Origin of the sequence: Geothrix sp. PMB-07 (assembly GCF_030758935.1) — a bacterium.
Classification (GTDB): Bacteria; Acidobacteriota; Holophagae; order Holophagales; family Holophagaceae; genus Geothrix.
Map to the genome: position 1 here is coordinate 3,155,616 of NZ_CP132333.1, position 13,458 is coordinate 3,169,073.

The window sequence follows — 13,458 nt, forward strand, 5'->3', positions numbered from 1 at the left end:
CCGTCCCGCCCCTGGAGGAGCCCATGTCTCTGCTGACCCGCGCCGAGGCCACCCGCTACGAGGAGACCAGCCGCCACGCGGACGTGATGGCCTTCCTAGCCGGGCTTCAGGCCAAAGGCGACAAGCGCCTGCACGTCACCAGCTTCGGCACGAGCCCCCAGGGCCGCGACCTGCCCCTGCTGGTGCTCTCCGCCCACGGCGTGAAGACCCCGGAGGAAGCCCGCAGCCTGGGGCGGCCCGTGGTGCTCATCATCAGCGGCATCCACGCGGGCGAAGTGGAGGGCAAGGAAGGCTGCCTCATGCTCGTGCGTGACCTGCTGGAGGATAAGCCCGGCCTCAACGCCGGTGCCCTCCTCGCCGATCTCACCCTGGTGGTGGTGCCCCTCTTCAACCCCGATGGCAACGATGCCATCGACCCCGGCAACCGCAAGCTGCACCTGCCCAAGCTCACGGGCCAGCTGGGCCCGGACAGCGGCGTGGGCACGCGCGTGAATGCCGCCAAGATCAACCTGAACCGCGACTACCTGCGCATGGAAGGCGCCGAGATGCGCCTGCTCCAGCAGCGCGTCTGCCAGCTGTGGGAGCCCGACCTCACCATCGACAACCACGCCACCAACGGCTCGGTGCACCGGTTCTCCATGACCTACGACATCCCCCACACTGTGGAGAGCGGACGGGGCGAACCCATCGCCTACATGCGCGAACGCCTGCTGCCGCCGGTGACCGCCGCCCTGAAGGCCAACCACGGCATCGATGCGGGCTGGTACGGCAACTTCGTGGAAGACGAACGGGCCATGGACGCCGATGTGGAGGCCCAGCCCGGCGCCCCCGTGCGGGAAGGCTGGATGACCTACCCGCATCACCCCCGCTTCGGCAGCAATTACCGCGGCCTCACCAGCCGCATGGACCTGCTGCTGGAGTGCTACTCCTACATCACCTTCGCCGAGCGGGTGCGCACGGCCTACGCCTTCATGCTGGAGACGCTGACCTACGTGGCCGCCCACCGTGACGAGGTGGTGCAGACCGTGGCCACCAGCCGAACCCCGCGCGAGCGCATCGCCGTGCGCTATGGCCTGGAGCGCTTCGACCAACCCATCGAGATCCTCACCCGCACGCCCCGCACCCTGGAGGGTGCCCCCAGCACCGTGACCATCCCCCACCTCGGCCGCTTCGTGGGCACCACCGTGGTGGATCGTCCCGACGCCTACCTGGTGCCCGCCCCCGTGGCCGCCCACCTGCGTTTGCACGGCCTCACCCTGCGGGAAGCCGTGGGCACCTTCGACGTGGCGGTGCCCGTCACCGAAGGCCTGGGTTCTGAAGGCGGGCGCGCCATTCTCGAGGCTGCGGCCGTGGGCGAACTGTCCGTCTCCTGGCGCCACGAGCACCGGGCCGTGCCGCCGGGCTGGGCCCTGGTGCCCACGGATCAGCCCCTGGGCGCCATCGCCGTCTACCTTTGCGAACCCGAGAGCGACGACGGCGCCGTGGAGAACGGCCTGCTGCCCGTGCCCGCCCTGGGCGAAGAGCTGGCGCTCTGGCGGGTGCCGGCCCTGGGCTGAGCGATTCCGTGGGTTCACCGATCAACGAAAGCCATTCGCCGGTTCCCGCCTGAACCGAATCGCCCTCCTCCGTAGCTTGAGACATCCACGGAGGTTCCATGTCCGATCACGCAGCCCTCCTCGCGCCGCCCCATCCTGGCCCTGCTGCTGGGCCGCTTCCAGCTCTGGCTCGCCCAGCACCTGCTCGTGCAGGCCTGAGCCCCCACCCTCATCCCGAAAGGACAGCCATGACCACCGACACGCAGGACCGCACCCGCACCGAGGAGTTCAAGGTCGAAGGCGGCAAGGTGCTGGACATGATCAAGGACCTCATCCACCAGGGCAACATCCGGCGGATCATCCTCAAAAACGAAAGCGGCAAAACCCTCATCGAAATCCCGCTGACCCTGGGCCTGGTGGGCGCAGCCCTGCTGCCGATCTTCGCCGCCGTGGGCGCCCTGGCCGCCGTGGCCACCCGCATGGTCATCGTGGTGGAAAAGGTGGATCAGGCCTGACGCATCACGGCGAAGCGACGCCGGTACTCGCCCGGCGACAGCCCCATGACTTTGTGGAAGACCCTGCGGAAGGCGCTGGGATCCTCGTAGCCCACCTGCCAGGCCACCTCGTCGATGGCCGCGTCGGATTGCTCGAGCAGATCCCGCGCCTTCCCCACCCGCAGGCGCTGTAGGTACTGTCCCGGGTTGAGGCCAGTGGCCCTCTGAAAGCGCCGCAGAAAGGTGCGGTCACCCAGCTTCGCCCGCGCCGCCAGCTGCGGCACGCTGACCTTGTCGCCGCTGTGCGCCTGCAGCCAGTGCTGGACCTTCAGAATGGCAGCGTCGCCGTGGGTGAGTGGGGGGACGAAGCTGCTGTAGAAGCGCTGTTCTCGCCCGCCTGGATCCACCAGGAAATACCGGGCCGTGGCGAGCAGCGCCGCCGAGCCGAGGTAGCGGTCCACCAGGCGCAGGCCCAGGTCCACCCAGGCCATGAGCCCGCCCGCCGTGATCAGATCGCCGTCATCGATGAGCAGCCTGTCGGCGTCCAGGGCCACGCCGGGGAACCGCCCGGCGAAGCGCTCCGCCAAAGCCCAGTGGGTGGTAGCCGGTCGGCCTTCGAGCAGGCCCGTCTCCGCCAGCAGGAAGGCCCCGGCACACACGGAGCAGAGCACGGTGCCCTCCGCATGCCGCGCCGACAGCCAGTCTGTCCGCGCGGCGCTGGGCTCCGGGAGGGCTCCGCCCGTGAGGCTGGGGGGCAGGAGGAGCGCCGTCCAAGGTGTGGTTGGGGCCTCCAGCGGGCCCTCCAGCACCTGGACAAGGAAGGAGACGCAGGACCCCGCCTGCTGCGCCCGCAAACGGCTCGCGGCCTCAAGCAGGTCCTTCAGGCCATGCACTGCAGCCAGCTGCGCGCCGGGATAGGCGAGGATGCCGAGGGTGTGGGTGGTGTTCCTGGCCATGTGTCATTTTTAGCCTGTTCTTTGTCATTTTCGCCAATCCCGAGTGCCAGGCCGAGCCAGCAAGCTGGCCGTGGCCCCCACCCCTCTACCCCCGGGGAGCCCCCTGGAGCTGCCATGAGCCGACGCGCCCTTCTCGTCATCGACCTTCAGAACGACTACTTCCCCGGCGGGAAGTTCCCCCTCTGGAATCCTGATGTCACCCTGGAGCGCACCCTCCAGGCCATCGGCCGCGCCCAGGTGCAGGGGATCCCGGTGATCCTCGTCCAGCATGTGGCCGACTCACGCCGAGGGCCTGCGCCCTTCTTTGCCGAGGGCAGCGAAGGCGTGCAGCTCCACTCCCGCCTACGGGCCGCGGTGCCGGATGCTCCCGTGGTGGTGAAGGCTTACGCTGACAGCTTTCATGAGACGAAGCTGGAGGAGACGCTGGCCGCCATGGGCATCACCGAGCTGCTGGTCTGCGGCATGATGACCCAGAACTGCGTCACCCACACCGCCATCTCGAAATCCGCGGAAAAGTACCGCGTGTCGGTCCTCGGCGACTGCTGCACGACCGTCAGCGAGCCGCTGCACCTCATCGCACTGAACGCGGTCTCGACCCGGCTGTCGGTCCTCTCGGCCACGGAAGCCCTGGGCTGACCCTGCGACAAAGCGTCGCAGGCGTTGGTGACCCGCATCCCTTGCGGGCTCCGCCGCCTTCAGTGGACCATGGGCCATGCTCGAACACTGGCTGAACCATCCCCACGCCGCGCCCTGGCTGCTGGTCATGTGGATCGCGGGGCTGCTGGGCTCCCTGGGCCACTGCGCGGGCATGTGCGGGCCCATCGTGGCGGCCTTCGGCCTGAGCCAGGCCAAACACGGTGGACGCAGCTGGACACGCCACCTGCGCTTCCAGCTGGGCCGCATCACCACCTACACCCTCCTCGGCGCCCTCATCGGTTTCCTGGGTGGCTTTGCCCGCCTGCAGACCCTCCAGGACATGCACGCCTGCTGCCGCCCTGAGGGCGCCGCCCTCATCGCGGCCCAGGCCTGGCCCTGGCAGGTCTGGGTGAAGCTGGGCATCGGCGCGCTGATGCTGCTCATGGGCGCGGCCATGGCCCTGGGCGGCCGCGCCGACGCGCTCATGGAATTCAAGCTGCCCGCCCCCTTGCAGAAGCTGATGGGCAAAGGCCTCGCGCTGGGCAGCCTGCCCTATGCACTGGGTATGCTTTGGGGCCTCATCCCCTGCGGCCTCGTCTACATGATGCTGCTGCGCACGCTCGACGCCGGAGACTGGAGGATGGGCGCGGCCGGCATGACCGCCTTCGGCCTGGGCAACGCGCCCCTGCTGCTGGGCCTGGGCCTGGCCAGCACCCGCCTCAGCCAGGCCTGGAAGGCGCGCCTGCTGCGGCTGGGCGGCCTGCTGGTGGCGGGCATGGGGTGCACCATCCTCTGGCAGGCCCTGACCCTCCTGCGGCTCCAGGCCGCAGGCTAGCTGGGCCTCGGGCACCCTTCGCCCATCCCGCGCTTCCCACGGTGAGGCGGAGGCGATCCGGCGTGGCCCCAAGATCATCGAAATTTCAAAATTAGTATTAGTTTTTAAATTTTTAATCTAAATTTCTTGAAATTTATTCTTAATACACCAAACTCGAGGTCATTGAGCACCTGTTGTGCTCTGTTCTCGGGAGGCGGTCACATGGCGATCAACGGACTTCGGGACTTTCTGGAAATCCCCTACGACGAACTGGAGCAGCTGAACCTCCAGGCCAAGCAGCAGCGCCTGGACCGTGTCTCCCCCGACAAGGTGCGCGAGGAGCGCATGAAGTACCTCGAGGGCGAGAAGCGCATCAAGGCCGTCACCGTGTGCTTCACGGACATCGAGGGCCGCCTGCACATGCTGGACTACGACAAGAAATTCCTGCTCAAGTCGTACGACAACCTCACCTTCGACGGCTCCTCCATCCGTGGTTTCTCGGCCCAGGCCGAGAGCGATCTGCGCCTCGTCATCGACTGGCCCGCCTTCTACTGGCTGCCCAGCGACGTGTTCGGACCCGGCAAGGTGCTGGTCTTCGGCAACGTGCTGAACCAGGATGGCTCACCCTTCGTGGCCGACATGCGCGCCCGCCTGAAGGCCTACACCGAGAAGCTCTTCAAGGAGAACGGCACCATCCTGAACGCGGCCAATGAAGTGGAAGGCTTCCTCTTCAAGGGCCTTGACGCCGAGCGCCACTTCCACGAGACCGGCACCTTTGAATACGTCTCCACGGGCGGCTACTACCACAGCCTCCCCGGCGATCCCCTCCGCCAGTTCATCGACAGCGCCGCCGAAGTGCAGCGCGCCATGGGCTTCGGCAACGAGAAGGACCACCCCGAAGTGGCCCCCTCCCAGTTCGAGATGAACTACACCTATGCGGAAGTGAACATCGCCGCCGACCAGGTGCAGCTCTACAAGCTGCTCTCCCGCCAGGTGGCCGCCCGCATGGGCATGACCGCCAGCTTCCTGCCCAAGCCCGTCGTGGGCGTGAATGGCAACGGCATGCACACGAACATCTCCCTGGCCAAGGCCGGCAAGAACCTCTTCTACAAGAAGGGCGGGAAGGACGGCCTCTCCGACGCAGCTTGGGATTTCACCAACCGCATCCTGGCCAATGCCACGGACCTCTGCCTGATCCTCAACCCCAGCGTGAACGCCTACCGCCGCCTGGATCCCCACTTCGAGGCGCCCAACCAGATCAAGGTGAGCCCCACCGACCGCGGCTCCATGATCCGCATCCCCACCGGCAACGAGAAGTCCACCCGCATCGAGGTGCGCTCCGTGGGCCCCGACGCCAACCCCTACATGACCTACTACGCCCTGCTGCGCACCGGCATGGAAGGCCCCGCACTCGAGGTGGACGAGGCCAAGCGCGCCCGTACGCGCTTCCTCCCCGACAACATCTTCGATGCCATCCGCCTCTTCAAGGGCAGCAAGTTCATGTCTGAGCTGCTGGGTGAAACGGTCCATGAGAAGTTCGCCGACATCAAGGCCGCCCAGGCCGAGCGCTGCCCCAAGGCCCTGGGAACCCGCGTGAAGGAAGGCGAGATCATGTTCCACCACGAAGTGACCAACCAGTACCTCTGGAACCAGTTCTAGATCCCGTCGTACCTTTGCAAAGCCGGGGTTCGCCCCGGCTTTGCTGCGTCAGCGTTTCATGGCTTCATCCAGCCAGCGCGAACTCAAACGCTGGAAGGCCCGTTCCCGTTTCCGGATGGGCGCCAGGCCCGGGCACGAGAAGCCCGGAGGGCCCATCGGACACCCGACACAGGGCGCCCGATCCGGTCCCCGCCTGCGGTAGGCGCGCACGCCCAAAGCCAGGCCCAGCAGGCTGCCTCCCGCCAGCACCAGGGCCGGAAGGGAAGGTCCCCGCAGCGCCTGCACCCAGACAAAGGCCAGCAGCGCCGCGGGAATCAGCCGGGTGACGCCCTTCCCGACTCGCCAGCCCAGCAGGGAGCCCAGCCCCAGCAGGCCCGCCACGACGCAACCACCGCCGAGTAGAGGCCAGGCCAAGGGCTGGAAGAAGAAACCCCCACCAGCCCCGAGCAGGCCGCCCAGCGCGGCGAGGCTGCAGCCGCGGCAGAGACGGCAGCGGCCAAAGGCAATCACCTCCCCCATGTAGGGCTCACACAAGGGATGATGCGCGTACCGGTGAAACCGGTGGGCCCGCCTTGACAGCCGATCCATGCGCCGGGCCAGGCCCCGCGGAATCACGGAGTCTTGCGAACCCGCACAGCGGTGCCGTAGGCGATGATCTCGTTGGTGTTCTGCATGAGTTCACCGGAATCGAAGCGCATGGCCAGCACGGCGTTGGCGCCCATCTGGATGGCATGCGCCTCCAGGCGGTTCATGGCCTCGTTGCGGGAATCGTTGGCCAGCTCCGTGAGCATGGTGATCTCACCGCCGAACAGCTGCTGGCAGCCGGCGCAGGCGGTGCCTACCACACTGCGGCTGCGCACCGTGATGCCCCAGCAGGGCCCCACGATGGCCTCCACCTCGAAGCCGGGCGGGGGCTCGAAGGTGGTGAGGATGGGAATCTTGTGGGGGGCGATGTCCATGGACATGGAATCCTCGGGCGTGGAGAAGCTGATTCTATCCGGCTCGGCCCCCCCGTGAGGCCGCTTTCCTCAGCCCTGCTCCCGTCCCAGCCGCATGGAGTTGCCGATGACGGAAAGGCTGGAGAGCACCATGGCGCCCGCCGCGAGGATGGGGTTCAGCACGCCGGTCATGGCCAGGGAGATGCCCACGGTGTTGTAGAAGAAGGCCCAGAACAGGTTCTGCTTGAGCACGCGCAGTGTGAAGGTGGCCAGGCGGAACACGCGGGTGATGCGGGTGAGCGAATCGCGCATGAGCACCACGGGCGCGGCGTGCATGGCCAGATCCGCGCCCGAGCCCATGGCGATGCCCAGATCCGCCGCCGCCAGGGCCGGGGCGTCGTTGATGCCATCGCCCACCATGGCCACCACCTTGCCTTCGCCCTGGAACCGCTTCACCGCCTCGGCCTTTTCCGAAGGCGAGACTTCGCCAAGGAAATCATCCACACCCACGGCCTTGGCGATGCGTTCCGTGGTGGCCCTGGCATCGCCGGAGAGCAGCACCACCCGGACGCCGCGCTCCCGCAATTCAGCGATGACAGCCGCGGCCTCGGCCCGGGGCCGGTCACCGAAGGCCAGAACGCCGCAGCAGGCGCCATCCACGACAGCGAAAGCCACGGTGAGCCCCTCGGCTTCCCAGGCAGCGGCGCGGGCTTCGAGCTCAGCAGAAAGGGCGCTGCCGACCTCCGCCATCAGCTTCCGATTCCCCACGGCCACGCAATGGCCCGCCACGTCGCCGAGCAATCCCTGCCCCGCCTTGATCTCGATGCCACAAGCATCGAGCAGTGCCACGCCCTGTTCAGAGGCGTACCGCTTCACGGCGTGGGCCAGGGGATGCTCGGAATAGGATTCCAGGGAGGCCACCCAATCGAGGTGTTCCAATTCGGCGTGGCGCACCCGGAAGTCGCCCTCGGTCACCGTGCCGGTCTTGTCGAGGAGCAGCAGGTCCACCTTGCGGAAGGTCTCCAGCACGCGCACATCGCGGATGATGATGCCCTGGCGGGAGGCCGCGCCAATGGCGGCCGTCGTGGCCAGTGGCGTGGCGATGCCCAGGGCGCAGGGGCAGGCGATGACCAGCACCGCGATGCCCCGCAGCATCGCCTCCGTGCCCGTGTGGCCACGGCCCAGGCACACCACCACCGTGAGCGCCGCCAGCCCCAACACCGCCGGAATGAAGAGGCGGGAAACCCGGTCCACCAGGCACTCGAGGGGGCTCTTGCTGGCCAGGGCGGACTGCACGGAGGCCACGATCTGCGCCAAGGTCGAATCCGCACCGCAGCGGGTGACGCGGATTTCCAGTACGCCTGCGGTGTTCAGGCTGCCGCAGATGACCGTGTCCCCCGGGGCTTTGGCGCAGGGGTCGGATTCGCCCGTGACCACGGATTCATCCGCCGCGGATTGCCCCTCCACCACCAACCCGTCGGCGGGAATGCGCTCGCCGGGTTTCACCAGGATCACCGTGCCCGGTTCCAGGGCCTCGATGGCCACGAAACGTTCCTGGCCGTCGATGCGCAGGCGGGCCTTCTTGGGCAACAGGCGGTGCAGCATGGCGATGGCGCGGGCGCTGCGGTCCTTGGCGTTGCGCTCCAGGGCCTTGCCCGTGAGCACCAGGGTGACGATGGCGCAGGCGGTGTCGAAGTAGTAGTGCTGGCCCTCCAGGAAGGCCTGGGCGGCACTGTAGGTGAAGGCCGCCAGCACCCCGGTGGAGATGAGGGCCTCCATGCGCAGGTGGCCGGTCTTGAGGCCGTACCAGGCGATGCGATGGATGGGCCAGGCCGAATAGAGCACCACCGGCAGTGTCAGGGCCATGAGGATGAATGGCACCGCGCGATGGGCCCAGCCCGCGATGCTTTCCCAGTAGCTGGCGTAGATGACCAGGCTGAAGAGCATCACGTTCATCCACAGGCCACCGGCGATGCCCAGGCGCAACACCATGTCCTGCCATTCGCGGCGGTCGGTTTCCCGCTCGGCGCCGAATTCCACGGCCCGGTAGCCCAGCGAGCGGACCCGGTCCGGCACTGTCGCCGGCGGCACCAGCTGGGGACAGTAGGTGACCTTCAGCAGGTCGGACGTGAACAGCACCTCGGCGGAAACGATGCCGCGCTCTCGGCGCAGCGCATGCTCCACCACCCAGCCACAGGCCGCACACCACATGCCGGAGAGCTGGTAGAGCGCCTCCTTGGTCTCGGCGCCTTCGGGGAGGGTGAAGTCATCCCCTTCCTCCACCCGGCCCAGCAGCCCCAGTCGCTGGCTCTCCTGGAAGAGATCGGTCTGGCGAAGATCCACGCCGGAATCGATGGCCCCGCTCTCCAGCAGGATGGCGTAGACATTCAGACAGCCGGTGCAGCAGAAGCGTCGCTCCTGCTCCCGGAAGATCTGGAACTGCGGATGCTTCGTCGCTGAGGCCCCACAAAGCTCGCAGGTGGGCGTGCCCGTGCTCATGAGTGCTGGGTCGGTTGGGGCTTCCCCTGGTCGTCGAGCATCACGGGATTGGCCTGCTTCGTCAGACGGTAGGCCACCACAAGGATGGTGATGAACAGCAGGCCGATGAGGCCGAACATCACGAGGTAGCGGCCACCGCCCTTCTTGCCTTCAGTCATGGGTCAGTTCCTCTTCAGGGGGGTGATGAAGGTGAGCTCCTCGGCGTCCGCCTTGCGGGCGCCTTCGGCCTGGGCCAGGATGCGGATGTGGTGAACGTCCTGTCCATCCTGAACGAAGGGCGCGCGGAGTTCCACTGTGCCCGCATAGACCTCCCCCGGCTTGAGCACCACCGGATTGGCGGGAAGGGCCAGATCGGCGCCGGGCAACCCCTCCACCCAGAGACGAACCTGGCTGGTCCTGCCCGTACGGTTGGCCAGCTTCAAACGGATGAGGTTGGCCGCGCGGCCATCCTCCAGCACCTTGAACAGCGTGGAGCGATCGGGGTTGATCTCCACCAGCACCGGCCGCCGGAACGAAAGAGCCAGGGCGAGTCCCACCAGGTAGAAGGTCATGATGAGGAGGATCACCACCCGCTTGGCGTCACGGAAGCCCCAACGCAGGTACCAGGCCTCCTTCACGGCGGCCTTGGGCGCATCGCCCCAGGCGTAGTGGATGAGCCCCGGCTTCCCGACCTTGCGGAGGATGTCCTCGCAGGCGTCGATGCAGTCGCCGCAGTGCACGCATTCGATCTGGTAGGGCGACTGGCGGATGTCGATGCCCATCTCGCAGACTCGAACGCATTTCTTACACTCGATGCAGTCCTTGGTCTCACCGACTCCATCCTGGTAGGCCACCAACAGCGTGTGCTTGTCCTGAAGCATGCCCTGGATGTAGCCGTAGGGGCACACCGTGGTGCAGAACTTCTGCCGCACCAGGGTGAAGTCCAGAAAGGTGATGACCGTGACCACCGCGCCGGTGATGCCACCCACGGTGACCAGATCGAAGTGCAGGAGGCGGCCCAGCAGATCCCGCGGTTCCACGAAGTACGAGGTAAAGACGAAGGCCAGGAACACCGACGCGACCAGCAAGACCGTGTAGAAGAGCCCCCTGGACGCGAGGTTTTTGATCCGGGCGCTGGCAGCCTTGAGCTGCTGCTGGGCCAGACGTTTGGCCCAGCGTTCCACGCCCTGGCTCCACTCGCTGAAGATCATCTGCGGACAGGCGTAGCTGCAATAGATGCGGCCATGGATGATGGCCGAGGCCGCGATGACGAACATCAGGAACATCAGCGCGAAGAAGATGATGGCGAATTCACTGATCCAGAGCTCCTGCCCCGCGAAATAGAAGCGCTGGCGCGGAATGTCGAAGCGCATCAGGTTCGTGAAGGGGGCCGCCACGAAGCACAGGAAGAAAGCCAGATGAAAACGCTTCCGTGTGGGCTTGTAGACCTTGTCTGGCGGCGGCAGCGGTGGAAGCCGCTCGGTCCGGGCTTTGGGGGCAGTATCTTCTTGTATGCTCATTTAGGAATGATACTGGATCTTCGGATTCGGCGAGGGGATGGATACGCATTCCGTCGTGTGGTCGAAGCGCTTCATCTGGATGGCATGGGTGGGGCAGCGCGAGGCGCACATGGCGCAGCGGATGCATGTGCTCTCATCCTTGAGCATGACCCCGCCCAGCTCATCCTTGTCCTGGGCACTGAGGGCTTGGTATTCAGGCAGGGAGATCTCCGCCCCCGCCTGGACCAGCCGTTCATGGGCGTCGTAGTCAGACAGGGTGCTGACGCCCACCAGCTTGATGAGATTCTCCGGACACACGTCCACACAGCCGTTGCAGGCGATGCAGTGATCCGTCTCGAACACCGTGTTCACATTGCAGCGCAGGCAGCGGGAGCCCTGACGACGGGCCATCTCCTCGGGGTAGCTCAGCTCGACGATGTCCACCGAGGCGGCCCGGGCCGTGCTTTCCAGCACCGGTGCGTTGGTCCGCTCTTCCCGGTGCCAGCCTTCGGCCATGGTGTAGGCGGCGGGCAGCCAGCGCTTGCGCACCACCACATCCGTGCGCGTCCCCCGCAGGAAATCATGCATGGAGCGGGCGGCGGTATGGGCCGAGGCAATGGCGTCGATGAACAGCCGGGCACCATGCGCGACGTCGCCGCAGGCGAAGATGTCGGGCGCGGTGGTCTGGTAGGTGGCAGGATCCACCTTCACGAGACCGCGCTGGATCTCGACGCCATCCTCGGGCTTCAGGAAGCTGAGGTCGGCCGTCTGGCCGATGGCGAACACCACGGAATCGGCATGGATGTCCGTGAGATCACCTTCGTCGAACTTGGGGTTGAAGCGCCGCTCCTCATCGAAGACCGACAGGCACTTCACCACGCGCAGGCCTTTGCACTTGCCGTTCTCAACGATGATTTCCTTGGGCCCCACGCGGTTGTGGAGGTGGATGCCCTCCTCCTCGCCCTCATGGATTTCCACCTTGTCAGCGGGCATTTCCTCGAGTGACTCGAGGCAGACCACGTGGATCTCCTTGTCGCCACTCAGGCGCAGGGCGGAGCGGGCGACGTCATAGGCGACTTTCTCGCCATGGCCCATCTCCTGCAACGCGTCCTCCTGGTTCAGCGCCTCGAAGGGGCGCAGGGCCGAGCGGGCCACATCGTAGGCCACGTTGCCGCCACCCACCACCACCACGCGCCGCCCCAGAGGCAGGGGCTTGCCTTCGTTGAAGGCCCGCAGGAATTCCATGCCGTCATACACGCCCTCGGTCTCGCCGCCGGGCAGGGAGAGCTTGCGGCCATTGGGCAGGCCGACGCCTAGGAAAATGGCCTTGTAGCCCTGGGCCCGGAGATCGGCGACGGTGAAATCGCGGCCGAGCTTCATGTTGCATTTGAGCTCGACCCCCAGCGACACGATGGCATTGATCTCATGGCGCACGAGCTCCCGAGGCAGGCGAAACACAGGTACGCCCGCCGTGAGCATGCCCCCGGGTTCGGCGGTGGCTTCGAAGACGGTGACCTTGTAGCCGATCTGCACCAGGTCGTGGGCCACGGTCATGCCCGCGACGCCGGCGCCGATGACGGCCACCTTCTCGTAGTCCCCACGGTTGGGCGGCAGCATGCGCTGGTTCGCCCCCTCGCGGTAGGCGGCGTAATCCCCCGTTTCGGGCCCGAACTTGTCCGTGACGAAGCGCTTGAGAGCGCGGATCGCCACGGGCTCGTCCAGGGAGCCGCGCCGGCAGTTGGCTTCACAGGGGGCCCCGCAGACCCGCCCGCAGATGGAGGCGAAGGGGTTGGTGGCGCGGGCAATGCGGTAGGCATCGTCGTACCGCCCTTCGGCGATGGCCGTCACGTACCCGCACGCATCCGTGTGCACCGGACAGGCATGCTGACACTTGACCATCTCGACCCAGTACTGCGAGTCGTCGGGAACCCTGAACTGCCAGCTGGCGTTATCCACAGCTTTAATCCTCGTGGGGCTTGCGGAAGGCGAAGATCGCGATGGTGACCACATAGATCAGGGCCAACAGGGCGACGGTGTAGCTCAGAGCGGGGCTGGTTTTCGACACCAGGTTGAACTGCTCAACGAACTTTCCGCGGGTCGCGTGGTGCACATCCCCGTACATCTGCACCACCAGGTAGGCGGTGCAGCCAAGGCCGATGACCGGAATGGCCAGCTTGAGGAAACCCGGAACATCGGTGCCCTTGCGCTCCGTCATCCAGCCGTCGGCGTAATCCTTGAGTTCTTCCTTGCCCTTCTTGTCTTCACTCATGGGGTCCTCCTGGGAGTGTCGTCATCCTCGAACATCTGGAATTTGGGTTCCTCGCCCTTGTCGCCCCAATAGCCTTCCCGTCTGGATTTCACGAAGAAGTAGACGGCCAATCCGAACATCAGGGCGAAGAACAGGTAGGCGAAGTAGACGCTGGGATAGGTGTAGTCCGTGGCGGGCATG

At 66.3% G+C, this 13,458-nt stretch carries 14 protein-coding genes; 5 read left to right on the forward strand and 9 right to left on the reverse strand.

Annotated features, from left to right (window positions below; translation table 11 throughout):
• Positions 1-23 precede the first annotated feature (23 nt).
• Together Q9293_RS13900 and Q9293_RS13905 are read left to right on the forward strand one after the other, a co-directional pair.
• Positions 24-1,556, forward strand: a complete 1,533-nt coding sequence (locus Q9293_RS13900; protein ID WP_306247510.1) for a M14 family metallopeptidase — start codon at positions 24-26, stop codon at positions 1,554-1,556.
• Between the two features lie 227 nt (positions 1,557-1,783).
• Positions 1,784-2,050: a DUF4342 domain-containing protein gene (locus Q9293_RS13905; RefSeq protein WP_306247512.1), complete on the forward strand. Its 267-nt coding sequence runs from the start codon at positions 1,784-1,786 to the stop codon at positions 2,048-2,050.
• Here the strand turns inward: Q9293_RS13905 and Q9293_RS13910 are convergent.
• Positions 2,041-2,985, reverse strand: coding sequence for a GlxA family transcriptional regulator (locus tag Q9293_RS13910; protein WP_306247514.1), 945 nt, complete (start codon positions 2,983-2,985; stop codon positions 2,041-2,043). The genes Q9293_RS13905 and Q9293_RS13910 overlap by 10 nt on opposite strands.
• 114 nt (positions 2,986-3,099) lie before the next feature.
• On the opposite strand from Q9293_RS13910, the gene Q9293_RS13915 reads away from it, so the two are divergent.
• From Q9293_RS13915 to Q9293_RS13925, 3 genes are all read left to right on the forward strand, one after another.
• Positions 3,100-3,621 carry a cysteine hydrolase family protein gene (locus Q9293_RS13915; RefSeq protein ID WP_306247517.1) on the forward strand — a complete coding sequence of 174 codons (522 nt, stop codon included), beginning with the start codon at positions 3,100-3,102 and terminating at the stop codon, positions 3,619-3,621.
• A 76-nt stretch (positions 3,622-3,697) separates the two neighbouring features.
• The gene (locus Q9293_RS13920) at positions 3,698-4,456 is read left to right on the forward strand and encodes a sulfite exporter TauE/SafE family protein (RefSeq protein WP_306247519.1); all 759 of its coding nucleotides are present in this window, start codon (positions 3,698-3,700) and stop codon (positions 4,454-4,456) included.
• A gap of 201 nt (positions 4,457-4,657) precedes the next feature.
• A complete protein-coding gene (locus Q9293_RS13925; RefSeq protein WP_306247521.1) occupies positions 4,658-6,094 on the forward strand; it encodes a glutamine synthetase family protein in 1,437 nt (478 codons plus the stop codon).
• 48 nt (positions 6,095-6,142) lie between these two features.
• Here Q9293_RS13925 and Q9293_RS13930 read toward each other — a convergent pair whose 3' ends face one another.
• The 8 genes from Q9293_RS13930 to Q9293_RS13965 form a co-directional block, all read right to left on the reverse strand.
• The gene (locus tag Q9293_RS13930; RefSeq protein ID WP_306247523.1) at positions 6,143-6,613 is read right to left on the reverse strand and encodes a hypothetical protein; all 471 of its coding nucleotides are present in this window, start codon (positions 6,611-6,613) and stop codon (positions 6,143-6,145) included.
• 92 nt (positions 6,614-6,705) lie between these two features.
• Positions 6,706-7,059 (reverse strand): YbjQ family protein, encoded by a 354-nt coding sequence (locus Q9293_RS13935; protein ID WP_306247525.1) that lies wholly within the window; start codon positions 7,057-7,059, stop codon positions 6,706-6,708.
• Between the two features lie 63 nt (positions 7,060-7,122).
• Positions 7,123-9,243, reverse strand: a complete 2,121-nt coding sequence (locus tag Q9293_RS13940; RefSeq protein ID WP_372342217.1) for a heavy metal translocating P-type ATPase — start codon at positions 9,241-9,243, stop codon at positions 7,123-7,125.
• Positions 9,244-9,527: 284 nt separating this feature from the next.
• A complete protein-coding gene (locus Q9293_RS13945) occupies positions 9,528-9,689 on the reverse strand; it encodes a hypothetical protein (RefSeq protein WP_306247529.1) in 162 nt (53 codons plus the stop codon).
• Positions 9,690-9,692: 3 nt separating this feature from the next.
• Positions 9,693-11,030 (reverse strand): 4Fe-4S binding protein, encoded by a 1,338-nt coding sequence (locus tag Q9293_RS13950; RefSeq protein ID WP_306247531.1) that lies wholly within the window; start codon positions 11,028-11,030, stop codon positions 9,693-9,695.
• The gene (locus Q9293_RS13955; protein ID WP_306247533.1) at positions 11,031-12,965 is read right to left on the reverse strand and encodes an FAD-dependent oxidoreductase; all 1,935 of its coding nucleotides are present in this window, start codon (positions 12,963-12,965) and stop codon (positions 11,031-11,033) included.
• A 4-nt stretch (positions 12,966-12,969) separates the two neighbouring features.
• Entirely contained in the window at positions 12,970-13,278 is a 309-nt protein-coding gene (locus Q9293_RS13960) for a hypothetical protein (RefSeq protein WP_306247535.1), read from the reverse strand.
• Positions 13,275-13,457, reverse strand: coding sequence for a hypothetical protein (locus tag Q9293_RS13965; RefSeq protein ID WP_306247536.1), 183 nt, complete (start codon positions 13,455-13,457; stop codon positions 13,275-13,277). Before Q9293_RS13965 ends, Q9293_RS13960 begins: the two co-directional genes overlap by 4 nt.
• Between the last annotated feature and the right edge of the window lies 1 nt (position 13,458).